The organism is Microcoleus sp. AT9b-C3 (assembly GCF_036705485.1).
GTDB lineage: Bacteria > Cyanobacteriota > Cyanobacteriia > Cyanobacteriales > Microcoleaceae > Microcoleus.
In genome coordinates, this window is the sequence record NZ_JAUBUR010000014.1 from 60,267 (window position 1) to 84,668 (window position 24,402).

Consider the following 24,402-nt stretch of genomic DNA (forward strand, 5'->3'; position numbering starts at 1 on the left):
TTGCAGTTAAAACTAACAGGGAATTCAAAACCTTAAGGAAAAATGTAGAATCTTGACCTTAAGACAGAGGTTTTTACCCTTTACGATCCTCAAAATTGGGAATAATATTGAGAAAACTAAACTCTTGCTTCACTTCGCCTTGAACTAGCCGTTAAAGCTAGCGAGCTACCGAAAATCGACGGGGATTACTGGAAAATCCAGCACAAAAGTAATCCCAAACAAAAAGCTTCTACCGATCGTCACCGATAAACATGAGGGAAACATCCCCTTTGTCGCAGTCTTTATCCCACTTGTAAAAGTGGGACAGGGTATCACCAACTTTTTATCTGTTGTTACAAGGAGTGCAATACTCACCCATGTCCACCACAACCCCCAAAAACAAAACAGTGAAAGCCGATCGCATGGGCAGCCGGCCATACTCCTCAACGGATACGGTTCGTACCTATCTGCACGAGATCGGTCGCGTACCCCTGCTAACCCGAGAAGAAGAAATTGTTTTCGGGAAGCAGGTGCAGCAAATGATGAAATTAATCGAAGCAAAACAAGCACTTGCTAAAGAATGGCAGCGGGATCTGACGAATCAAGAGTGGGCTGCCGAAATGGAGTTGACCGAACCTGAACTTAGCCGCATCTTACACATAGGGCGGCGGGCTAAGCAAAAGATGATTGAAGCGAATTTGCGGCTAGTAGTGGCGATCGCCAAAAAATACCAGAAACGCAATATGGAATTCTTGGATTTAATCCAAGAAGGTACTCTTGGTTTAGAACGAGGAGTCGAAAAATTTGACCCGATGCGGGGATACAAATTTTCCACCTATGCCTACTGGTGGATTCGGCAAGCAATTACCCGCGCGATCGCCCAACACGCCCGCACCATTCGATTGCCAATTCACATCACCGAAAAACTCAACAAAATCAAAAAAGTGCAGCGGGAACTCACCCAGCAGTTGGGCCGGTCTCCCTCCCCTGGGGAAATTGCCACCGCCCTCGAACTGCACCCTTCCCAAATTCGGGAATACCTGCTGATGGCAAGACATCCAGTTTCTTTGGACTTGCGGGTAGGAGACAACCAAGATACCGAACTGCAAGAACTCTTAGAAGACGAAACGGCATCTCCCGACAACTACATTACCTCGGAATTGCTGCGGCAAGACCTCGATACTTTGATATCAGAACTTACCCCCCAGCAGCGAGATGTAATAATTCTGCGCTTCGGTTTGGAAGACGGCACAGAAATGTCTCTGGCGAAAGTCGGAGAACGGCTAAATCTCAGCCGGGAACGGGTGCGACAGCTAGAACATCAAGCCCTCGCCCACCTGCGTCGCCGCCAATCTCAAGTCCGAGAATACTTGGCTAGTTAGTCACTAAAAAGTTGAGATGTCCCAAAATCTCAACTTTTTTTTACGTTTATACCAGTTTGAAAGAAGAATGTAACTGTAAGCCCGTGATTCACACAATTAGGTAATAGGTCATTCCTAATTATTCCATTCTTTAATCTAAAACAGGAGTTACGCACTATCGATCTTAAATCAAGGGTTTGAGATTGCTTCACTACGTAGTCTTCGGACAGAAAATCGTAGTATATGCGTCCAGGACTATAAAATTTAAAATCTAAAATGGTATTATTTGACGGGTGGATTGCCCAATCAGGGCGGACGCCAAATTTGTCAAAACTAATCTTAGATTTAAATTCAGGCATCGGGCGGGCGATCGTTCCTTTAAGTTTATAGCCAACATTAAGCCAAATACCCGGTTTCTCTACAATCTTTGTGAAACTGGTACAAGAGGCGTTTGGAACCAGCTATTTTAAATTTTGGGGTCTGGAGTGGTTTTGACTTATTTGATATTGACAGGAAGTTTAGAAGCGATCGCGATCGTGCTTGCTCTCTCGCCCGGTAACTTGAGCATCGCATTCCCCGCACGCCCGGTGCAGGACTCGGACATCAAATCCGACGTTTTTAGCTCGCAATCTCCCCCAACTCCGGCGCCAGATACAGCTAGCACAGGTTTAGCAGATGGCATTTACCTCTACGGCCAGTCGAGCCAGCCAGAGGAAATTAAACAAGAATATTTTGTATTTGAAATGCGGCAGAGTAAGGTAGTCGGCGCTTTTTACCTGCCTCGGTCTGCTTTTTACTGTTTTTACGGCACGGGCGATCGAACTCAGTTAAATTTAATAGTAGTGGACAGTTACGACGGCAGTCGCTCTCCCTACTCAGTAAACCTGCAACAATATTACCCAATTTCCACCATCAGCGAGAACGATCGGCGCATCTTGGGTACTTGCAAAGAATCTCACAAGCAGCAGGTGTGGGAAAAGTAGGAAAGACGCGCTGCGCCACTCGTCAATCGATTTTAGATTTTAGATTTTAGATTTTAGATTTTAGAATTGAAGAAAGCAACCCTACTGATACATCGGGGGCCCCCGGACCAAATTGCTTTCGCTCAGGGTTCAGGAAACAGTAGTAAAATTGCTCCTGAGTTGAGAATTTCGGACGGACACCACACACATGGCAAGATGAAACTGCGTCGGAAAACACTATCGATCATTGGCATTACCATCGCTGGATTGACTGGCATTCTGTATGTCGCCTCCTCAAGCATCCTCTTGGGCAGCCTGATCAAAGCAGAGGAACAAGAAGCCACACAGGTTGTCAAGGGAGTGCTCAGCGTGTTCGGGCAAACCGCCGATGACTTCAACTCGCGCTTTGCCGACTGGTCGTCGTGGGACGACACCTACGATTTTATCCAAAACCGCAACTCAGAATACATTGACTCCAATTTAATTCCAGAAGGGCTGGCTAATATAAGAGTTAATATAGCCATTTTTGTCAATACTTCTGGCAAAATAGTTTACGGTACGGGTTTAGACAGCGAAAAGCTGAAACTAACGCCTGTTCCAGAAGCATTAAAACGGCGCATTTCTCTCAGTGACCCGCTGTTGCAGCACCCTAACACCAAAAGCAGCCTCGCTGGTATCCTGCTGCTACCGTCAGGGCCAATACTGATTACTTCCCGACCTATTCTCACCACTAAAAGTACCGGCCCGATCCGAGGTACGCTGATATTTGGGCGCAATTTGGATGCTGCAGGCATTGCGAAGGTTTCTAAAATTACTCGTTTGCCACTAATCGTACACAGCGTGAATGAGGCTCATTTGCCTGCTGACTTTCAGCAAATGCGGGAGAAACTGTCGGAAAAAAAACCGATTTTGGTGCGTCCTTTAAGCGAAGAGTCGATCGCGGGTTACGCTTTGATCCGCGATATTTACAACCAACCTGCGCTGCTATTGCGGGTTGATATCCCCAGAGAAATATATCGGCAAGGTCAAATTAGTTTGCTGTACCTGCTGGGGTCTGTAGGGTTAGCGGGAGTTGGGTTGGTCGGCTGCACTCTGCTGCTGCTAGAGCGTCTGGTGCTGTCTCGGTTGAGCGGTTTGGCGAAAGCAGTGAAGCGCGTCAGTAGCAGCCAAGACCTCTCGGTGCGACTGCCGGTGACGGGCGAAGATGAGTTGTCAGACCTTGCCCATACTATCAACGGAATGTTGAGTGCGATCGCCCAAGCCGACAGCGAACAACTTGAGGAAAAAGCCCGCTACAGAGCCGTAGTCGAGCAAGCTACAGATTGCATTTTCCTGTGGGACGCTCAAACCAAACGCCTTTTGGAAGCCAATACAGCGTTTAGAAACTTGCTCGATTACAGTCCTGATGCTATTTCGCAACTGACTATTTACGATATCATCGCTTACTCTAAAGACCTAATTGACAACAATATCGAGTTGCTGCTGACGGACAAACAATTTAGAATTGGCGAAGTTCTCTACCGTCGCCGAGACAGTTCCTGCGTGGATGTGGAAGTGAGCGGCAGCGTGATTTCCTACGGCGGCCGCGAGATTATTTGCACTGTTGTCCGCGACATTACCGAGCGCAAACAAGCCGAAGCCGAACTGCGAGCCTCGGAAGAACGCTACAGACTTTTGTTTAAAAATAACCCCCATCCCATGTGGGTTTACGATCTAGAAACTCTGGAATTTATAGCCGTCAATCAGGCTGCTGTCAAACACTACGGCTACACTCGCGACGAATTTCTCAACATGACCGTTGCGGAAATTCGTCCTCCCGAAGAGCTGCCGAGATTGCTAGAAAATATCTTCCAATTTGATGCCGATATTGAGTTTGCAGGTCTGTGGCAGCACCAGAAAAAAGACGGGACAATTATTGATGTACAAATTACTTCTTATGCTCTGGTATTTGATAGCAGAAATGCTGAATTAGTGCTGGCTCACGACGTGACCGACCGCTTGCAAGCCGAGGCAGAACTCTACAAGGCAAAGGAAGCGGCAGAAGCAGCTAATTTGGCTAAAAGTCAGTTTTTGGCTAACATGAGCCACGAACTGCGAACTCCTCTGAATGCGATTATCGGTTACAGCGAGATTCTGCAAGAAGAGGCTTTAGATTTGGGCGAAGAAACTTTTGTCTCGGATTTGGAGAGAATTCACCATTCGGGCCAGCTTTTACTTTCCTTAATTAATGATATTCTGGACTTGTCGAAGATTGAAGCCGGTCACGCGGAACTTGAATTAGAAACTTTTGACGTGTCGGAGGCTGTTCAAGATGTAGCCAGAACTGTTGAACCGCTATTTTTGCGAAATACTAATCGCCTGAATGTGGAATGTCCTCATAATATTGGCGAATTGTATTCCGATCCAATTAAGTTTACTCAAATATTGTTTAATTTGCTCAGTAATGCAGCTAAGTTTACTCATAAAGGAACAATTACACTCAGCGTAGAAAGAATTAAAAATGACGAGAAAAGTAGGAATTCGGAACAGTTAATTATTAAGTGTACGGATACGGGAATTGGGATTACCCCTGAACAGCTACAAAAGTTATTTCAACCTTTTACGCAAGCTGATGCTTCGACTACCCGCAAGTACGGAGGTACGGGTTTGGGTTTGGCAATAGCGCAGAAATACTCTCAGATGCTGGGGGGAGAAATTACTGTGATTAGCGAGTTTGGCAAGGGGTCAACTTTTACTCTGATGTTGCCAGCATAGATATATTTTAGATTTTAGGTTTTAGATTTTAGATTGGGTAAAAAGTCCTGACTAGAAACAACATAAATACGGTTGGTAGTCAGGGCTTCAGTCCACTCCCAATCAGATTTTAGCTAATTAAGACTAAACTTTTGAAGACCAACAACATTAATACTCAATACCTGCTTGAGCTTTAATCCCTTGTTCTCGAAATGGATGCTTAACTAATGTCATTTCTGTCACCAAGTCTGCCCGTTCGATTAGCGCTGGCGGGGCGCCTCTGCCTGTTAAAATAATGTGGGTTTCTTCGGGTTTTTGGTCTAACCCGGAAAGCACTTGCTCGACTTGCAAATAACCTAGTTTTAATGCTATATTGACTTCATCTAGAAGAACTAATTTAAATTCGGGATTGCCGATAAAAGTTAGGGATTTTTCCCAGGCTTTTTGAGCTGTTTCGATATCTCGATCGCGGTCTTGCGTGTCCCAGGTAAAGCCTTCCCCCATTGCGTGGAATTCTAGCTGTTTTTCCCAGAGTTGAAAAACGGCTTTTTCTGCGGGTTCCCAAGCTCCCTTGATAAATTGTACTATGGCGACGCGGTATCCGTGACCGAGCGATCGTACAACCATTCCCAAAGCGGCTGTAGTTTTTCCTTTTCCGTTACCGGTATTGACTATAATTAAACCTTTTTCTTTGGAGGAGTTAGCGATTCGCTGTGATTGCACTTCTTGGCGGCGCTGCATTTTCTGTTTGTGCTGTTCGGCTGTTAAGCCAGTGGTTTCTTTAGTTTCCATTAGATTTTTTTTTACCGCAAATGAACGCCAATAGACGCTGATGGATGCAGACTTGTTAGTTATTGCCAGACTAGCTGCAAGTTTAGCACGAAACCCGGTAAAACATCTTCTCCTGAAAGTTCTGCGGGAGATTCCAGTATTTCGACTTCTTGTCCTTGGCGATAGATTTCGACTCTGCGGGTTTTGCGGTTGATTAACCAACCTAGTTTTACTTGGTTGTTCATGTATTCTTGCATTTTGTCTTGGGTATCTTTTAAACTGTCGGTTGGCGACATTAACTCTAAGACAAAATCTGGGGCGATGGGAGGGAATTTTTGTTTTTGTTCGGGAGTAAGTGCGTCCCATCTTTCCTTTTTTATCCAAGAGACATCGGGAGAACGATTTGCACCGCTGGGCAGTTTGAAGCAAGTTGAAGAATCGAAACAAATTCCCAGTTGAGTTTGTCGGTTCCAAATCACAAAATCCGCATTAATTTCTGAGTTATAACTTCCGATTTCTCCTCCGGTAGGTGGCATGATGATTATTTCTCCTTTGGCGTTGCGTTCAAATTTGACATCGGGGTTTTCGCGGCACAGTTGATAAAATTGGTCGTCGGTTAGTTTAACTATGGAGTTGAAGTTGATGGTAACTGATATCATGGTATTTTATCAGGAGGCGTTGGGATTTTTAAGCCACATAATGTATCTGAATGCGGATAAATGCCGAGCGAGGCAGATGCTGTAAATATTATTGATGTGGGAAGGAGGATTTGAGTAGTAGTTTTGGGGAGGCACTTGTGATATCATTATATCACCTACTTACAACTAGCTCTCCCTAGTTTTATAAAAAGCTTTGTGGAGAAAAGACTTACAGACATACCAATAATAAAATGCAATGTTAATTTCGCTAAACAGTTTAGGTACTCCTTCTAGTAAACTGGACAATATCTTGTTTTTTAAATGCAGGGAATCCACGCCGATCGCAAAAAATAACAAGCCCAAACCCGCTAACAGTATTTGGTAGGGAGTCAACTGTAGTTCTCGCCGAAAAAACCATCCGTAGGATGACAAAACAACGGCGTACAAAAGACTTACTCCTAGCTTGGGAATTCCCAGTGCTACCATATATATATGAATTCGGTAAATTTCATTTAGTAAAAATCCACCTGTTAACAAAGCCGAAAAGAGAATAAATCGATTTTCTGAAGTGCGCGGTTGAATACTTTGAGCTAATTTATAGGTAAAAGTACAAACAATGACTGGTACAGAACATAAAATCTGGAAAGTCCGAGTTAACAAGGCGACAGTGGGATGGGGATAAGAATAAGGCGGAAAGAATAAATCGCTGACTTTTAACCCTGAAAGTTGAGTGAAAAATATCAGTATCGCCACCACAAATAAGGATAAACAATTTAGTCGGACAACCAAGCGACAAATAGTCATAAGCAATTAATACCACCAAAAATTAGGTTGATTGCCAAAATACCAAAAAATTATATCACCAATATCTGGGGATATTTTGCTAAACTTAATTAGGAGTGTAATCAAAACGAGGAGACAGTCATGCTGTCAGTGAAGGAAGCAGAATCGATCGTTCTAAATGTGGCGCAACCCCTCGACAGTCAGCGGGATGTAGAAACTGTAGACTTGCTGGCAGCATCGGGGCGAATTTTGGCAGCAGCAGTCACTGGTTCCCTAGATTTTCCTTATTGGGATAATTCAGCAATGGATGGGTACGCGGTACGCTTTGCTGATGTGGAAAAATGTAGCGCCGAAAAACCAGTGGTACTCGAAGTAGTTGAAGAGATTCCAGCCGGATATCAGCCTCAAAATACCGTTCAATCTGGGCAAGCGGCGCGAATTTTTACGGGTGGGGTGATGCCTGCCGGTGCTGATACGGTGGTAATGCAGGAAGAAACAAGGCGTGAGGGCGATCGTATTTTTATCTTAGTTTCTCCTGAAAAACCGCAAGCATTTGTCAGACACAAAGGCGCTTTTTATCAAGCAGGAACACCTTTGCTAACTCCGGGTACAGTTATCAACGCCCCAGAAATGGCGGTGTTAGCAACTGCCCAGTGCATTCAAGTTCCCGTTTATCGGCGGCTGCGGGTGGCAATTTTTTCTACGGGTGACGAATTGATATCGCCTGACGAACCTTTGGCACCGGGGAAACTGGTAGACTCGAATCAGTATGCTTTGACAGTTTTGTTGGCACAAATGGGATTTGAACCGATTCGATGGGGGATTGTTCCTGATAATGAAGATGCGTTAAACAAGGCGATATCCCAGGCTGTTGCGACAGCGGATGTGGTGCTTTCTACAGGAGGCGTTTCGGTAGGAGACTACGATTATGTCGAGAAAATTTTGGCGGATTTGGGAGGAAAAGTTCACATTAGTTCTGTGGCGATTAAGCCGGGGAAACCTTTAACGGTTGCTGAGTTTAAACGAGGTGAAAAAAATGATGATTCGCCGAGTTTGAGTTCGGATTGTCTCTATTTTGGTTTGCCGGGAAATCCGGTTTCGGCTTTAGTCTGCTGTTGGCGGTTTGTTGTGCCTGCTTTGAGAAAGATTTCTGGGCTGGGCGCGGATGCTTGGGGGCCGGAGTTTGTCAAAGCTAGGTGTAATGCTGAATTGCGATCGCCTGGTCGGCGCGAAACTTATGTTTGGGGTAAACTGCATTTAGTTGCGGGAGTGTGGGAATTTGAACCTGCTAGCGGCAGCCAAAATTCAGCGAATTTAATTAATCTCGCCAATACAAGTGGTTTAGCAGTTTTGCCACCGGGGGACACCGGGATTTTACCGGGCGAATTCGTGGAGGTTTTAAAAGTTAGTCATTAGTTAGTTGTTATTGGTTCAGTATAAGTTCATGTAAAATATTAATAACTAAGTAATCTTCCTTCTCTCTGACATCCGTTACATCCGTTACACAATCCGTTGCCGAACTTTCTTGGTATTATGAAAATTTTAATTGTTGAAGATGACCCAATGATGCAACTGGGATTAGAGCAAGTTTTAGCCGATTCCCCAGAAATAGAAATAGTAGGACAAGCAGAAGACGGGTATTTAGGCGTAGCAGCCGCACTGAAACTCAAACCTGATATTATTGTGATGGATATCGGTTTGCCGCGACTCGACGGCATCGCAGCGACGCAGCAAATTAAAGCACAACTGCCAGAAGTTCGAGTAGTAATGTTAACTTCTCACACGGCAGAAACTGAAATTATTGCTGCCCTTTCTAGTGGGGCTGATGCTTATTGTATTAAAGGTGCTTCCGTAGACAGGCTATTAGCAGCGATTGCAGCCGCAGCAGAGGGGGCGACATATCTTGACCCTCAAATTGCCCGGACTGTGATCGAACACCTCAAACCCCCGATACCTGCCTCTACAACTACTTTTGGTCAGTTGTCGCAGCGGGAATTGGAGGTGTTAAGATTAATGGTGGAAGGTAACAGCAACCCGGAAATTGCAGCGGCGCTTTACTTGAGCCCAAATACTATTAAAACTCACGTTCGCGGTATTATGAATAAGTTGGCAGTGGATGACCGCGTGCAAGCAGCAGTTGTAGCGCTGAGAACTGGATTGGTGTAAAGAAGGAAGTTCGGCAACGGATTGTTTAACGGATGTAACGGATGTAACGGATGGATGTTGATGGAATAGGGAAGTTGGGCAGCGCATTGTTTAACGGATTTAACCGAGGTGGGGAAGAGGTTCGAGGGAAGAATTCCTAGTTAGCTATTCCTAATTACCAATTAGTAATTCCCACTTGCCAATTACAAATTATCAATTACTAGCAATTTGAGTGATATAATGTATGTCTGAGTGGATAGAAATCGGTAAAATTGTAGCAGCTCAAGGTTTGGACGGGGAAGTGCGAGTCTATCCCGATTCTGATTTCCCGGAAAGGTTTATCGAACCGGGGAAGCGGTGGATTTTGCGCCCTAACAAAAGTGAACCGGAACCGATCGAGTTTTTGGGCGGTCGCTACATTCCGGGTAAAGGGCTGTATGCTGTAGAGGTAGAGGGTGTGGAAGACCGCGATAGTGCTGAGGCGCTGCGGGGCTGTAAGTTGTTTGTTGAAAAGACCGATCGACCTTACCTCGAATCTGATGAGTTTTACGTCCAAGATTTGATCGGTATGGAAGTTGTTAACCAGTTAACCGGGGAAATCTTAGGGAAGGTAAGTGATATTATTCCCGCAGGTAACGACCTTTTAGAAGTAGAAACGAATCTAACGCCGCCGGAAACTGTCGCCGCAGAATTAGAAAAGCCAAAACAGCCTGAAACTCCCCAAGCCAACGCTGACCCCAGAAATACCCGCAAACCACGGAAAATTCGCGTTAAAGAGCCTAAATCGACAAAAATTTTGATTCCTTTTGTGGAAGAGATTGTGCCAATTGTTGACTTAGAACAAGGGCGAATTGAAATTGTGCCTCCTCCTGGTTTGTTGGAATAATATCATGTCCGGTCGATCGACCGGACATGATATTAGTTATTAACAATTCCCAATTCCCAATTTCCAATTCCTAATGTCGACTATTATCGTTTCCTCTATTTGTGGAACGCACTATCAAGTAACTGATGGAAAGCGCGAAAATTGCAACCGCCAAACCAATCAAGTCTGCTGCTGTTTTCTTTTCCAGGTCAAGAATGATGATTTTTCGAGATACTGCTATCAACGAAGTTACAATAACTAGCTCTACTTGAATTACGTGCTTTTTCAGATAAGCTGTAATATTTTCCAATATTTCCAGAGCAATTAAAACATTTAAAAATAACCCAAATATGACAAACAACGTGTCTTTTAACAAATCATCACTGTGGTTTAGCCATTCTTTTCCTAAAAAAATCAGCAAATCGCAAACGCTGAGGAGAATTACCCAAATCATCGCGAGTGATAAAATTTTCGATATTATTACTTCTACACTTTCTGTAAAATGCAGAAATTGTTCCTCATTCCCTAACTTGGCAATTTGCCTAAATATTTTTTTCAGCATACCAGTGATTTAGTCATCATTCTTAATTAATGATTTTGTCATTGTTCGGTACACTTTGCAAGCGCAAAACTCTGTGATTGCGTGGTTTCACGGCGCCTCCCGGTTGCTGGGGAAGGCAACTCTCTGGGCCTGTTATATTTTCTAGTTTTTCGTGTCAGCTAGGAATCGATCGCACGCGAGTCAACTCCTGATTAATAAATTTTTGCCATAAAAAAGCCTCAAACTATTGTCTAGCAATATTTTGAGGACTTCAAGGCGCGGTGCAATCACTGAACTAACTATCTATTCTCAACAGAGAATGATTGTTTACTCCCAGCTTGCTCCGACGCAATATATAAGATAGCTAAAAATTTAGCTCCGGTGGTTTAGTAGCGACGAGAATTGCCACCGCGATCGTTGTTACCCCAGTTACCGCCGCCACTAGGACGTTCTTCGCGGGGTTTTGCCTTATTGACCTTGAGGTCGCGACCCATCCACTCAGCACCGTCAAGAGCCTCAATGGCTGCGGCTTCTTCTGCTTCAGTAGACATTTCTACAAAAGCGAAACCCCGCATCCGACCTGTTTCCCGGTCAGCAGGCAACTGAACGCGCTTTACTGTACCGTACTCTCCAAAAGTTTGGTTGAGGTGCTCCTGCGTTACTTCGTAGGATAAATTGCCGACATAGATTGACATTGAACATTCTCCAGAATCAGAGGGTGTAGAGATTTAAATCCGGAGGAACGCCGATCGAACGAACTGTACTGCCGAAAATAAAGCCTTGTAAAACCATTATAGCACCTTGAGGTGCAAACTGCAATTGTCTGACTCGATTAATTAAAAAGAAAGCAGAAGCTCTTCGCCAGAAGGCATTCTGCGGAAGCAAAAACCCCCAATAAAGAAGGAAAAACTCAGAATACATAAATTTACATAAATTTAATTTTCTTTATTCCCGGGTTCTGCTGGGGAAACGCAGTTTTTAGGCTGCGTAATGGCATAACGATTTTAGGTTTTAGATTTGGGATTTGAGATTTAAGATTTATGTGTAGGGTATGTCCGGGTTCAAAATTGCTCGATCGAAAGAGGTTGTTACCCGAAAAACAGATACAAGCCTCCGACTCCTGTCTTGGAGAGATCCAAATTTTAGACTCTTGTTCAAAATCGCACATTTATCTGTGGAGTAAATCTCAAATCGTTCGACTCACGGCGATTGACTAAGCGCTTGTCGAACATCTCGCCAAACATCAACCCGGTTCCTCCCCATGTCTAAAGCCCGGGGCTTGCGGCTCGTTCTTCGGTGAGTTGTAACATCCCATTGTTGGACGGCAGTTCAAGAAGTGACGGCGAGAGTGGATTTTGCCCAATTAAACTCCCCAACTTCTGCGGCAACTTCTGCGGCAACTTCTGATCCAACTTCCGCCGCAGTTTCTGCCCCAACCAGCACTAACTGCACCGCACAAGCTTTTAACTCAGGCTGTTTGGAATCTGGACAGCTTGCAGCATGAGTCATGGCATTGGCTTCAGCCGCTTCTGCCCACAAAGAACCCCAGTGCATGGGTACAAATAGCGTACCAGGGGCGATCGCCTTTGTGACTTTTGCTGGAAACTGCGCCTTGCCGCGGCGCGATCGAACTTCCAGCAAATCCCCCTCCTTAATCTGCAATTTGGCAGCATCGCGGGGGTGAATTTCCAAAAACGGATCGGGGTGCAATTGATTAATTTTTTCTGTTCTTCCCGTGCGCGTCATCGTGTGCCAGTGTCCGTAAAGTCTCCCTGTCGTCAACACAAACGGATAATTCGGAGCGGGAGGTTCTGCCAGTCCCCGCGAGTGATAGGCCGAAAATCTCGCCCGCGCGTCAGCAGTGTGAAAACGCCTGTCAGTATACAGCCGTTTCGCTTCGTTCGCTGGATGCACAGGCTCGTTTTCCCGGCAAGGCCACTGCTGCGGCCCTTCTTGGCGGATGTATTCGTGGCTCAGACCGGTCATGTCGCAAGGCTGGCCGCGCGTCAACTGCGCGTACTCTGTAAAAACCTCCGCACTGTTGTCGAAAGCAAAGTGTTCGGCAAAACCCAACCGCCGTCCCACCTCGGCGAAAATCCTCCAGTCGTCGCGGGCTTCCCCGGAGGGAGTGTCGAAACCGGGACAAAAGGTAACGCGGCGTTCGGAATTCGTCATTACTCCGGTTTTTTCGCTCCACTGCGTTGCCGGCAGCAGGATGTGAGCGTAGGCGGAGGTTTCAGTGGGATAGTAAGCTTCTTGATAAATAGTAAAGGGCGATCGCAGCAAAGCGGCTTTAGTGCGTTCCAAATCCGGCATACTCACCACCGGATTAGTAGCTGCAATCCACAGCAACTCGACATCGCCAGTTTCCAAACCGGTAATCATCTCCCAAGCTGTGCGGCCCGGATTCGGGGAAATGCTTCCCGGTGCGATTCCCCAAAACTCCTCGACTTGGGTTCTGTGTTCAGCATTTTTCACAAAACGGTAGCCTGGGAGCAAATGAGACAGTCCTCCGGCTTCCCGCCCTCCCATCGCGTTTGGCTGGCCGGTGAGGGAAAACGGGCCGCATCCCGGTTTGCCGATTTGACCGGTCATCAAGTGCAAATTAATCAGCGATCGCACCTTTGCCGTGCCTTCCGACGACTGATTCATTCCCATCGACCACAGAGACAAAACGCGCTGCGACTGTTCCCAGTAGTTTGCCGCTGTTTCTAACTCGCTGACAGTAATGCCGCAGCGCGAGGCTACAAACTCCGGCGTGTAGCTGTTAATAACCTCAGCAAAAGCTGAAAAATTCGCCGTGCATTCTTCAATAAACTCAGAATCTATTGCTTGCCTGCGTAACAGCAAATATGCAATTCCGTTAAGCAAATCTATATCCGTACCTGGTTTAATTGCTAAGTGCAAATCCGCCGCTTCAGCAGTCGGAGTCCGCCTGGGATCTACCACAATCATCTTGACATGGGGATGCTTTTTGTGGTATTTTGCTAATCTATTGAATACGATCGGATGGCATTCCGCTGTATTGCTGCCGATAATAAAAGCGCAATCTGTTAATTCTAAATCGTCGTAACAGCAAGGCGGCCCGTCCGAGCCAAAGCTTTGAACGTATCCAGAGACTGCTGAAGACATACACAAGCGAGAATTAGCATCAAAATTATTAGTACCCAGACAACCTTTCATTAGTTTCTGGGCAATATAATAATCTTCTGTAGCGAATTGACCCGAACCGTAAACGCACAAAGCATCGGGGCCGCGGGTGCTGCGAATTGTTTGGATGCGATTAACAATTGCATCGAGAGCTTCGTCCCAGCTAGCGCGGCGGAACGGTTGGTCGAGAGTATCTCGCATCATCGGATACAGTAGCCGATCGCTCCGAATCGACTCTGCTACGGTTGCTCCCTTAATACAAACCATGCCTTGACTCGATGGGTGATTGCGATCGCCCCGCACTTTCCAACTTTGTTTTTTGTCGGGAACAACTTCTAGACCGCAACCTACACCGCAGTATGGGCAAAGAGTTTTTATAGTTTCCATCTGGTGATTTTAGATGCTAATTTTTGAAAGCTAATGGGTAATTGGTAATTCGTCATTATAGTCGGAACTGAGGGCTCCGGCAAATAATGTGTTAATAATTACTAACTTACCGCAAAAATGCTTCACAGCAACGGACAATACCCTGATTTAAAAATTAACCCCTCTCTTACTAAAACTCACGCTCGCTCTCGCTTGTAGTCACCTTCGGGCTGCTACTAAATCTTCCTCAAACATAGGAAATTCCAACCTAACTATTGTCACCCCCAAGAAAGGGGGCCAGGAGGAATTTTTGCCGAGTTCAAACAGCGCCCAGGTACTACTTTTGACCGAGTTGTTGATAGCAATGTGAGATTTAGTGCGGGAGTATGATGTCGCCTACTTCCCTGGTTTAACTTCAAATACGCCACCGTTTGTGGGGCTAAAAGTTACTTGGAACTCAGCAGTTTTTTCAGCGCCTGCTGCGGCACCTGCAGGAGTTTGCAAAACCGGCAGAGGAGTTTCTTTGACGAAATCTTTAGCTGCTTTATTTGTGGGATCGAACTGTAGGATATCGCCGTTTTGTTTGACTTTGACCCGATAAGTCAAGCTTTCGGTAAATGTCGGAGTTGTTTTCCATTTTTGGTCGATTTGTGCATACAACTGTTTTCCGATCGCATCGAGTTCGGCTTGGTCAGAAATCTCTGATGTGGCACTGGTTGCTGCATTGGCCGCGCCCGCGCTGTTAGCTGCAGCAGCGATGGCAGCAGGACTAGCAGCAGCGATTGGTGCAGGGCTGGCATTGGGTGCAGGACTTGCAGCAGCGCTTGGTGCAGGGCTAGCAGTGGGTGCGATCGAACTTGCTGCGATTTGCGGGCTGGGGGGAGAACTCACAATCGCCCCGGCAGTCGGCGCCTGTGGTGCAGTTTCTGCTAGTTTCGCTTGCTTTAGCTGGCTGGAAACAACAGACATATTGACCGCAGCTAAAGTAAACATTGCTACGAACCACGAGGCTGCCAGGATGCCGCGTTTGATCGACGAGGCTTCTGAGGGTTCGGCAGCGTGAGACACAAAAGGTGCAGGTGCAAGAGGCCTGTCAGCAACCGCAGGCTTTTTGCTAGCAGGTAATGGCATCGGTAGCGCGACGGATTCTGTCTCCGAGTCCGTTGCTTCACCTTCTTCGTGGTGGGCGTAGCGAGAAAACAGGAACTCCAAAGCAAAGTTGCGAAGTTCGTAGTATTTCGGGTCTTCCATAATCCGCGCCCGGTTGCGGGGACGGCTGAACGGAATGTGCATATCTTCGCCAATGGAAGCAGCCGGCCCGTTGGTCATCATCACGATGCGATCGGCCAAAAACAAAGCCTCATCAATATCGTGAGTAATCATAATGACGGTAATTTTTTCCTTCCGCCAAATTTTCAGCAATTCTTCCTGCAACTCTTCTCGCGTAATCGGGTCTAGAGCTCCGAAAGGTTCGTCCAAAATCAACAGTTTGGGACGAGTTGCCAGAGCTCTGGCGATCGCCACCCGCTGTTTCATCCCCCCGGACAATTGGCCCGGTCTTTTGTTACAAGCTTCGGTCAGCCCCACTAATTCCAAGTGTTCCTTGACGATCGTATTGTGTTCGTCTGCGGACTTTTCCGGGTAAACATTTTCAACGCCGAGGTGAATATTTTCAGTAGCAGTCAGCCACGGTAGCAGCGAGTAGTTTTGAAACACCACCATGCGATCGGGGCCTGGTTCAGTAATCTGCGAACCTTGCAGAGCCACTTCTCCGTTTGTCGGCCCGTTGAATCCCGCAATCATATTCAGCAAAGTTGATTTGCCGCAGCCAGAGTGACCGATCAAACAAATAAATTCGCCTTCATTAATAGTCAGGTTTACACCGTCGAGAACCACGTAAGGGCCTTTAGGAGTTTCGTAGACTTTCGATACGTCTTTAATAGTAAGAAAGTCTTGCTTGGGGGTTTGAATTAGAGTTGTTTGGGGGGTTTTTAGAGTTTGCATATTTTCAGGATTTGGATTTTGGATCGGGGAATTAGACATGACAACTTTCGATTGAGAATTTGAAATTATGGAGTTAGGAAGCGGGAAATGTGGAGTCTTGTTTCCTGATTTCTTGCTCCTGATTCCCTCTTCCTATTTGCTGGTTAGGCTGGCAGTTTGATGGAACACTGACTGCCTATTTGTTCAATTAAGATTTCTTCAATGCGGACGGCACGTTTGATTTTGACATTGTGAAGATAGTCGATCGGGTCGTCGAGATTAAACACAGTGCCGTCAAATAGCTCGATCGTCCGGCGATCTCTGGCGATATCCGGCAAGCCCAATTCGCGCACTGCTTGACCGAAAACATCAGGCCGCAAAACTCGATCGACCACTTCCACCCAGTTTTTCGGGAACGGGATCAGCCCCCAGCGAGCCATCTGCGCCATCACCCACACCATTTCTAGGCGGTCTGGAAAATTGGTTTTGTCAACAGAGAACTGGTTGAAGTTGTAGAGCATTTCTGGTTCAGCCTCCGTACCGGAGTTGTACGGATCGATGAACCCTGGACGGATGTCTTTGGGATCGGCGCCGATGTATTGTTCTTGGCTAATCAATCCTAGGACTTCTTCGCGGTTGCGGCGATCGTCGCAGTAGTCGCAGGCTTCCAAAAGCGCTTTGACGAGGGCGAGGTGGGTTTGAGGATATTTCTGAGCCCAATCTTCGGTAACACCGAGAACTTTTTCGATGTGTCCGGGCAGAATATCGAGGGAACGGGCCATGACAAAACCCGTACCGCTGTTGACTGCGTGGGAGTTCCAGGGGTCGCCTGAACAGTAGCCGTCAATGTTGCCTGCTTTTAAATTCGCGACCATCTGCGGGGGCGGAATCACGGTCAAGCCCACGTCGAGGTCGGGGTCGATGCCACCGGCAGCCAGCCAGTAGCGGAACAGCAGATTGTGCATGGAGGCCGAGTGGACCATGCCCAAGGTGTGAACTTTATCGGGACTCTTGGCGATCGCAGCTTTGAAATCCTCTAATGTCCGAATGCCTTGTCTGTAAAGGTCTTTGTTGAAAATAATCGAATTGCCGTTGCGAGAGAGCGTCATGGCGCTACAGACTGGTACAGGGGCTTCACCGTCGAGGCCCAACAGCATCCCGATCGGCATTCCTGCGACCATTTGCGCCGCGTCCAGCCGTCCTTCGGCGACTCCTTTGGCGATCGCTTTCCAGCCCGGTTCGCGGCTGAGAGTAACTTCTTCCAAGCCGTGGGCTTTGAAAAATCCTTTTTCTTTAGCTACTACTAAGGGGGCGCAGTCGGTGAGGGGAATAAAGCCGATGTCGAGGTTGATTTTTTCCAGGCCGTTGCGGGCGATGACAGGCGGTTGTTGTTTGGCCCGGCGCTGTTTGACCCGCTTTTGCTGGTTGAGGAAGTAAACCATTTCGTTACGCAGCGCGTAGTAACTCGGATGGTTGACAACTTCCATGCGCTTGCGGGGGCGGGGAATGTTCACTTCGAGGATTTGCCCGATTTGCGCTTCCGGGCCGTTGGTGAGCATCACAATGCGATCGCTTAGTAATAAAGCCTCGTCAACGTCGTGAGTTACCATCACGCTAGTTACTTTGCTTTCCTCGCAAATTTTCATCAACTGGTCTTGCAAACCGCCGCGAGTTAAAGCATCGAGAGCTCCGAAGGGTTCGTCTAGCAGCAGCAATTTTGGTCGAATCGCTAGGGCCCGGGCGATCGCAACTCTTTGTTTCATCCCCCCAGAAATTTCCCCTGGGCGTTTGTCGGCGGCGTGGCCGAGTCCGACCAATTTAATGTGGTGTTCGATCACCAACTCGCGATCTTCTTGAGAGTTACCGCTGTAAATTTCATTTACTGCTAGGGCGATATTTTCGCGCACCGTCAGCCAAGGTAGCAGCGAGTAATTTTGAAACACCACCATTCTGTCCGGGCCTGGATCGCGGACTTCGCGTCCTTCTAAAGTAATCCCGCCCTGACTTGCTTTGTCGAGGCCGGCGATGATATTTAGCAGCGTAGATTTGCCGCAGCCAGAGTGCCCAATTAAGGTGATGAATTCTCCTTTTTTAATTTTCAGTTCGATATTTTTAAGAGCGATGTATTGCTCTCCATTGGGCAAGTTAAATACGCGGTCAACGTGGTCTACTTCAACAAATACTGACATGGCAATTTTAGGTTAGTTTGTAATTTGTAGATTAATTCAATGTAGGGTGCGCCTGGTCACACCTTCCCTTGTTGGCTGTAGGGTGCGCAGTGCGCACCTTACTGGCTGTAGGGTGCGCAGTGCGCACCTTACCTTGTTTAGTTCTAGTGGCTGTAGGGTGCGCAGTGCGCACCTTACCTTGTTTAGTTCACTCTCAAGCCAATCCTATTTCTGTTCTTCGGGAACAACTTTGGAAGCGATGAAACCAACGATTCTGTCTAAAATCAAACCTACGATTCCTACATAAAGCACTGCTAGAATCACTGCACTGAGTCGAGAACTGTTGTAAGCGTCCCAGATGAAGAAGCCGATGCCGACGCCGCCGACTAACATTTCCGCAGCTACGATCGCCAGCCAAGACAAACCGATGCCAATTCTCAAGCCAGTGAAAATGTAAGGAACAGAAGAGGGAAGCAGGATTTTCCAGAAGTATTTTTGGTTGGGGAGGCGCAAGACGCGGGCGACGTTTCTGTAGTCTTGGGGGATTTGTTGAACGCCTACTGTGGTGTTAATTAGAATCGGCCAAATTGCTGTAATTAAGATTACGAAAAGAGCAGAAACTTCGTTAGCTTTCATCCCCATGCCTTCAAAGGGATTGAACTGTTGAAATACAGCCAGGGCGATCGGCAGCCAAGCCAGGGGCGGGATAGTTCTGAATACTTGAAACAGCGGGTCTAAAGCATCGAACATTAAGGAGTTTGTGCCGATCAGGATTCCCAAACTGATGCCGAGAACTGCTGCCAAACTAAAGCCGATCGCCACCCGCTGCAAGCTAGCAAAAATTTGCCAGAACAAGCCTTTGTCTGTACCGCCGTTGTCGAAGAAAGGATTGATAATCAGATTCCAGGTTTCTTGGACAGCTTTGATTGGCCCCGGCAAGCTGGACTCTGGACTGTTGCAGAGGATTTGCCAGATTATCAGCAGAACTGTAATTGCTACGAGCGGGCGGATGATTTTTCGGCGGTTTTTTTGAACCTCATCCAGAACAAAGTTTAGGGGATTTTTGCTTTTAGTAACAGCGAGATTTGTTGCCATTTTTCTTGTTGCAGTATTGTGAATAATCGATTATTTGTAGATACTTTGAACAGAGTTCAACTGGTTTGGTTCGTGGAACGCACCCTGCGTTTCACTCTGTTCAACACCGTCACTTTTAGGTAGTTGTCAAGTGCCAACAGTCAACTGTCAACACTCAACCAACTAATTATGCTTTTTTGATTGCCAGACTCTTCAGATATTCTTCTGGTTTTTCTGGGTCAAACTTCACACCGTCAAAGAAGGTTTCGACACCGCGAGAAGTGGTAGTAGGAATTTGGGTGGCGGGGACGCCAAGTGTTGTCGCTGCTGCTTTCCAAATATCTTCGCGGTTAACTTTATCAACCGTGGCTTTGATGTCGGTAGTTGCCGGGATATAACCCCAGCGAATATTTTCAGCTAAGAACCAAGCATCGTGACTCTTGTAGGGATAAGAAGCATTATCAGCCCAGAATTTCATTGCCACAGGGCTGGCGGCTTCAATGCGGCCGGTACCGTAGTCAATTTGAGCTTTAGAGCGACCGATAATATCTGCTACTGGAACTTTTAACCACTTATCTTGAGAGATGATTTGGCACATCTCATCGTGATTTTCTGGCTTGTCGCACCACTGCTGGGCTTCCAGTACGGCCATTGTAATTGCTTTTGCTGCTTTGGGGTTTTTGTCAACCCAATCTCCTCTTAAACCTAAAGCTTTTTCAGGATGATCTTTCCACATTTCTCCAGTGATTAAGGCGGTGTATCCTACCTTTTGAGTAACTAGCTGAGCATTCCAAGGTTCGCCTACGCAAAAGGCTTCCATGCTGCCAGATTTCATGTTCGCTACCATTTGGGGCGGCGGTATGGGAATCACGGAAACATCTGTATCTGGATTAATACCGCCGGCTGCTAGCCAGTAGCGTATCCACAAATCGTGGGTGCCGCCGGGAAAGGTCATAGCAATAGGAACGTTTTGATTGCCAAAAGCTGCTTTCAGAGGTGCGCTGTCTGTACCTACTTTTAAATCTAGGTATTTTTTGCTCAGGGAAATTGCCTGACCGTTAGTATTTAACCGGGCGACAATGTACATCGGCACTGGCTGATTGCCTTTGGTAATAGTGCCTAATGTCATGTGGTAAGGCATCGGGGATAAGATGTGGGCGCCGTCAATGCCACCTTTGTCGGAACCGAGTTCTAAGTTGTCGCGAGTAACTGGCCAAGATGCTTGTTTGGTAACTTGTACGTCTTTCATGCCGTACTTGGCAAATAACCCTTTTTCTTGGGCGATGATCAAGGGTGCTGCGTCGGTGAGAGCGATGAATCCGAGTTTGGCTGCGGTAACTTCTGGGGCGTCGGCAGGGTTGATGTTGACTGCTGGGGCGGCGGTGGGTGATGCGCCGCCGGCTGCGGGGGTTGGACTTCCGTTAGATGTGGTGGAACTGGAACTGCAACCGTGGGCTAGGAGGGTGCCGGCTGCTGTTGCTCCGGCGGTGATGATGAATTTTCTTCTCGAAAGGTTGCTCATTTGTCTTGAATTGTTGTTGTACTTTGAGATGGTGGAAATGTGAGATGTGAGATTGCCTCGCGACCTTCGCAATGACAGAATTCGGTTTGGCAGTCTCGTATCTCACATTGTGAGATTAGGCGTCGATCGTCACTTTGCCGACCGCCCGCGCGCTGCAAGCTAAAATGAACCCTGGTTCTAAGTCTCGGGCCGCGTCGGGTTGGCTGTCGTAGACTGTTTGGCCTTCTAGGAGTTTTTGCTGGCAAGTGCCACAGCTTCCCGACCGGCAATTGCTGTCAAGTTCGATTCCGGCCCGTTCGGCAACATCGAGAATGAACTCATCTTCGCTGCAAGCAACTTCTTTGCCCGATCGAGCGAAAATGACTGTAGATGTCTGAGGTTTGGCTGCGGGGACTGCCGTTTCGTCCCTGTCAACCGTCAGTTGCAGTTGCCGGTTCAGCGAAACTACATCTTCTTGAGATTGATTGGGAACAGCCCCGAAGTTATCGACTAACAGTTGGCGCAGCACTGGTTTGAGGTCTTCGCAAGGGATGCTTTTTTGGACGCAAGCACCCAAATGAGCGTCTTTGCCAACTGTGCCTCCCATATAAATGTCTACACCTTCGAGGGTTTTGCCGTTCTTGCGAACTTTTGTTCCCATCAAACCGATGTCTGCTACTTGAGGTTGACCGCAGGAATTGGGGCAACCCGTCCAGTGAATTCTCACCGGTTTGGGAACTGACAGTTCAGCTTCGAGTTCCTCAATCATTGCCACGGATCGGCTTTTGGTTTCGATGAGGGCGAAGTTGCAAAACTTGGCCCCGGTGCAGGAAACCAAGGCTCGCGTCAGGGGTGCGGGGTGGATCGAAAAACGCTGCAACAGCGGTTCTTTGACCAGCGATTCAATCCGCGAGTCGGGAACGTTAGGAATAATCACGTTTTCTTCAACGGTGAGCCTGAGTTCGCCGCTGCCGTAAACCTCGGCGATTCTGGCCAAATCGAATAAATCCGATGCCTGCAGCCGTCCGACTGGAACGTGCAGCCCTACATAGTTGAGCCCTGATTGTTTTTGGGGGTAGATGCCGATGTGGTCGCGTTTCTCCCAAGTGATTTCATCTTTGGGTGCGGCGGCGGGCAAAGTGCGACCTAATTCTTGTTCGACTTCGGCTCGGAATTGTTCGATTCCGAGTTCGTCAATCAGCCACATCAGCCGCGATTTTTGGCGGTTTGCTCTCGGGCCTCGATCGCGAAACACAGTTAAAATTGCTTTGCACAAATCTACAACGTCGCTGGGACTTGCCCATGCGTTGAGAGGAATTGCAGCTTCGCAGCGTTTGGCAGAGAAAAAACCGCCGACTAAAACGTTAAAGCCGATGTTGCCGTCTTTGTAAGCGGGTACGAAGGCGATGTCGTTGATTTCTGCGTGGACTGAGTTGTCGCGGCAGCCTGCGATCGCAATATTAAACTTTCTCGGCAAATTTGAAAACGCGGGGTTGCCTTCGCCGCTGTTCGTAATCAGGTCTTGGACTTGGTTCGCCAGTTCCCGCGTATCAATCAGTTCGTCGGCGTCCAGGCCCGCGACTGGGGAACCCGTGATGTTGCGTACGTTGTCCATGCCAGACTGGATGCTGGTCATGCCCGCTTCTTTGAGGCGGCGGAAGATGTCGGGTACGTCTTCGATGCGAATTCCGCGCAATTGCAGGTTTTGTCTGGTGGTGATGTCGGCGCTGCCGTCGTCGCCGTAGCGTTGGACGATTTCTGCTAGCGTTCTGGTTTGATTGCTAGTAATGATGCCGTTGGGCAAGCGCAGCCGCATCATGAATTTGCCGGGAGTTACTGGCCGAAAGAAAATGCCGAGCCATTTGAGGCGGTGCTCGCGATCGATTTCGTCCATTGCTTCCCAGCCGATGGCGGCGAAGTGGTCGAGTTCGCCTTTTAATGCTAAGCCATCTTTTTCGGCTTTGAGTTTTTCAAACTTGTTCAGGCTCGCTTGGGCTTTGGGTTCTACTGTCTGGGTCATCGGTTTACCCTCGCTGCTGGCTTGTGGGGAGGTATTGACTTGGAGCATAAAGTGTGTGTTTCCTGCTAACCTTAGTGACTGTATGGATTTAAAACTGTATATTTAGTTACTAGAACGAATTTCTTTTAAGCATGGTTGGTCTTCTGTAAACTTGAGCTTGACTGGGCGCTAGCTCGAACGTTGCCAAACTATTTATGGTTATAGTTGCTACCGATGATTCGGTCGATCGCTGCGTTTCGATGCACCTTTGTTATGAGCTAATGTAAGGCCCACGATTGTAAATATTCGTAGCTATTTTTACAAAATATTGAGTTTTATGAATATTTCGCATAGAGATCATGCGTTTTATACATGGGTAATGGGTAAAGACACCCCCAAAAGCGAAAAATCTCTCTAAATCTTTAGATTTAGGACGGAAGAGGGAGAAATTGGAATATCTAAGATTAATGTTGTGAGTGCGATCGCAGACTTAAAACGAGATCGTCACAACATTAGAGCGGTCGCTGTCACACAGTTGGCCTCAAAACATCACGTTGTGTGCTATGCCAGCGTCACTATTAATTTTTGGAGAACGAGAGATGATATAAGCATCGAATTCAGGGAACGTCTCATGCTTTTAGTTCAACTTCTCCCCGGCGCTATTTCCGAAATGCTTGCTTCTGTTACGGATACGGGTTGTTTGACTCTAGCCGATCGCTACGGCTTGATGGCCGCTGTTTTAGACGACTCTCTCGACGATGAATGCAGACTTTCGATCAACCGCCTGCTGCGTTCTGTGCTCAGGGGAAGAGTCAAGATAGTCAACGAACTGTCGGCGATATATTAACAGCATTTAAAAATTTGATTTATTTATGCAGCGCTGCAAGTGCAGAAACCACCGCCCGAGTTAGAAGGAACCCACGATGGCTGCAGCGGATGTAGGGCCGGAAGTTTATTGACAGTTGTAAAAACGTGCGATCGTTCCTCGCCGTCAGTCGATTTTCGATTTTCGATTTACTCCACAAGACTTGCATTGCATCAATCTTCGATCGATAAATTGACCGCAGATGAAAAGCAGATAAACAGAGATGAACGCTGATGCTTTTCAAGATAGTTTCTGAATGAATCCCATGCAAGTCTACAGATGAATGTGGGCTCTTGAACAAGAGCGTTACCCGTTCACCTGCCCAAGAGTCGAAGGGGCTCAAGTTTTTCTCCCTCCACTACAACAGTCGGGGGCTTGGCTCCATTTTTGGGCGGTGTCAAAAAATTTTCGGATTATCCAATTCTGGCAACAAGTGCGCCACTTACAGAAAAAGTGTTGCTCCACAGTGAGTGTCGAGCGGCGAGCGAGTCGGTGCGGTCGATCGCCTATAATAGAAT

At 47.2% G+C, this 24,402-nt stretch carries 18 protein-coding genes; 7 read left to right on the top strand and 11 right to left on the bottom strand.

Annotation, left to right across the window (positions count from 1 at the left end; all coding sequences use genetic code 11):
- Positions 1-356 precede the first annotated feature (356 nt).
- From QUB77_RS14915 to QUB77_RS14925, 3 genes are all read left to right on the top strand, one after another.
- Entirely contained in the window at positions 357-1,361 is a 1,005-nt protein-coding gene (locus QUB77_RS14915; RefSeq protein WP_333177330.1) for an RNA polymerase sigma factor, RpoD/SigA family, read from the top strand.
- Between the two features lie 464 nt (positions 1,362-1,825).
- Complete coding sequence (locus QUB77_RS14920; RefSeq protein ID WP_333177328.1) at positions 1,826-2,323, top strand: hypothetical protein; 498 nt, start codon at positions 1,826-1,828, stop codon at positions 2,321-2,323.
- Between the two features lie 195 nt (positions 2,324-2,518).
- Positions 2,519-5,056 (top strand): CHASE4 domain-containing protein, encoded by a 2,538-nt coding sequence (locus QUB77_RS14925; protein WP_333177325.1) that lies wholly within the window; start codon positions 2,519-2,521, stop codon positions 5,054-5,056.
- Positions 5,057-5,203: 147 nt separating this feature from the next.
- Here QUB77_RS14925 and cobO read toward each other — a convergent pair whose 3' ends face one another.
- The 3 genes from cobO to QUB77_RS14940 all read right to left on the bottom strand — a co-directional run bounded on the left by cobO (position 5,204) and on the right by QUB77_RS14940 (position 7,248).
- Positions 5,204-5,827, bottom strand: a complete 624-nt coding sequence (gene cobO, locus QUB77_RS14930; RefSeq protein WP_333177323.1) for a cob(I)yrinic acid a,c-diamide adenosyltransferase — start codon at positions 5,825-5,827, stop codon at positions 5,204-5,206.
- A gap of 59 nt (positions 5,828-5,886) precedes the next feature.
- Positions 5,887-6,465, bottom strand: a complete 579-nt coding sequence (locus QUB77_RS14935) for a Uma2 family endonuclease (RefSeq protein ID WP_333177321.1) — start codon at positions 6,463-6,465, stop codon at positions 5,887-5,889.
- Positions 6,466-6,630: 165 nt separating this feature from the next.
- Positions 6,631-7,248, bottom strand: a complete 618-nt coding sequence (locus tag QUB77_RS14940) for a hypothetical protein (protein WP_333177318.1) — start codon at positions 7,246-7,248, stop codon at positions 6,631-6,633.
- Positions 7,249-7,368: 120 nt separating this feature from the next.
- On the opposite strand from QUB77_RS14940, the gene QUB77_RS14945 reads away from it, so the two are divergent.
- The 3 genes from QUB77_RS14945 to rimM all read left to right on the top strand — a co-directional run bounded on the left by QUB77_RS14945 (position 7,369) and on the right by rimM (position 10,258).
- Positions 7,369-8,643: a molybdopterin-binding protein gene (locus tag QUB77_RS14945; RefSeq protein WP_333177315.1), complete on the top strand. Its 1,275-nt coding sequence runs from the start codon at positions 7,369-7,371 to the stop codon at positions 8,641-8,643.
- Positions 8,644-8,760: 117 nt separating this feature from the next.
- The gene (locus QUB77_RS14950; RefSeq protein ID WP_333129729.1) at positions 8,761-9,393 is read left to right on the top strand and encodes a response regulator transcription factor; all 633 of its coding nucleotides are present in this window, start codon (positions 8,761-8,763) and stop codon (positions 9,391-9,393) included.
- A 223-nt stretch (positions 9,394-9,616) separates the two neighbouring features.
- The gene (rimM, locus tag QUB77_RS14955; protein ID WP_333177313.1) at positions 9,617-10,258 is read left to right on the top strand and encodes a ribosome maturation factor RimM; all 642 of its coding nucleotides are present in this window, start codon (positions 9,617-9,619) and stop codon (positions 10,256-10,258) included.
- A gap of 70 nt (positions 10,259-10,328) precedes the next feature.
- Here the strand turns inward: rimM and QUB77_RS14960 are convergent, their stop codons facing one another.
- The 8 genes from QUB77_RS14960 to QUB77_RS15000 form a co-directional block, all read right to left on the bottom strand.
- Positions 10,329-10,799, bottom strand: a complete 471-nt coding sequence (locus QUB77_RS14960) for a phosphate-starvation-inducible PsiE family protein (RefSeq protein ID WP_333177310.1) — start codon at positions 10,797-10,799, stop codon at positions 10,329-10,331.
- A gap of 365 nt (positions 10,800-11,164) precedes the next feature.
- Positions 11,165-11,473, bottom strand: a complete 309-nt coding sequence (locus tag QUB77_RS14965; protein WP_015179102.1) for an RNA recognition motif domain-containing protein — start codon at positions 11,471-11,473, stop codon at positions 11,165-11,167.
- 634 nt (positions 11,474-12,107) lie between these two features.
- The gene (locus tag QUB77_RS14970; protein ID WP_333323259.1) at positions 12,108-14,315 is read right to left on the bottom strand and encodes a nitrate reductase; all 2,208 of its coding nucleotides are present in this window, start codon (positions 14,313-14,315) and stop codon (positions 12,108-12,110) included.
- A 375-nt stretch (positions 14,316-14,690) separates the two neighbouring features.
- Positions 14,691-16,337, bottom strand: a complete 1,647-nt coding sequence (locus QUB77_RS14975; protein WP_333177305.1) for a nitrate ABC transporter ATP-binding protein — start codon at positions 16,335-16,337, stop codon at positions 14,691-14,693.
- Positions 16,338-16,441: 104 nt separating this feature from the next.
- Positions 16,442-18,466: a nitrate ABC transporter ATP-binding protein gene (locus QUB77_RS14980; protein WP_333177303.1), complete on the bottom strand. Its 2,025-nt coding sequence runs from the start codon at positions 18,464-18,466 to the stop codon at positions 16,442-16,444.
- A 204-nt stretch (positions 18,467-18,670) separates the two neighbouring features.
- A complete protein-coding gene (gene ntrB, locus QUB77_RS14985) occupies positions 18,671-19,540 on the bottom strand; it encodes a nitrate ABC transporter permease (RefSeq protein WP_333177300.1) in 870 nt (289 codons plus the stop codon).
- Positions 19,541-19,706: 166 nt separating this feature from the next.
- Positions 19,707-21,041 carry a CmpA/NrtA family ABC transporter substrate-binding protein gene (locus QUB77_RS14990; RefSeq protein ID WP_333177296.1) on the bottom strand — a complete coding sequence of 445 codons (1,335 nt, stop codon included), beginning with the start codon at positions 21,039-21,041 and terminating at the stop codon, positions 19,707-19,709.
- A gap of 115 nt (positions 21,042-21,156) precedes the next feature.
- Entirely contained in the window at positions 21,157-23,088 is a 1,932-nt protein-coding gene (locus QUB77_RS15000) for a ferredoxin--nitrite reductase (RefSeq protein ID WP_445251744.1), read from the bottom strand.
- Between the two features lie 562 nt (positions 23,089-23,650).
- Between QUB77_RS15000 and QUB77_RS15005 the strand changes: the two genes are divergently transcribed.
- Positions 23,651-23,866, top strand: coding sequence for a hypothetical protein (locus QUB77_RS15005; RefSeq protein ID WP_333177293.1), 216 nt, complete (start codon positions 23,651-23,653; stop codon positions 23,864-23,866).
- Positions 23,867-24,402: the final 536 nt, after the last annotated feature.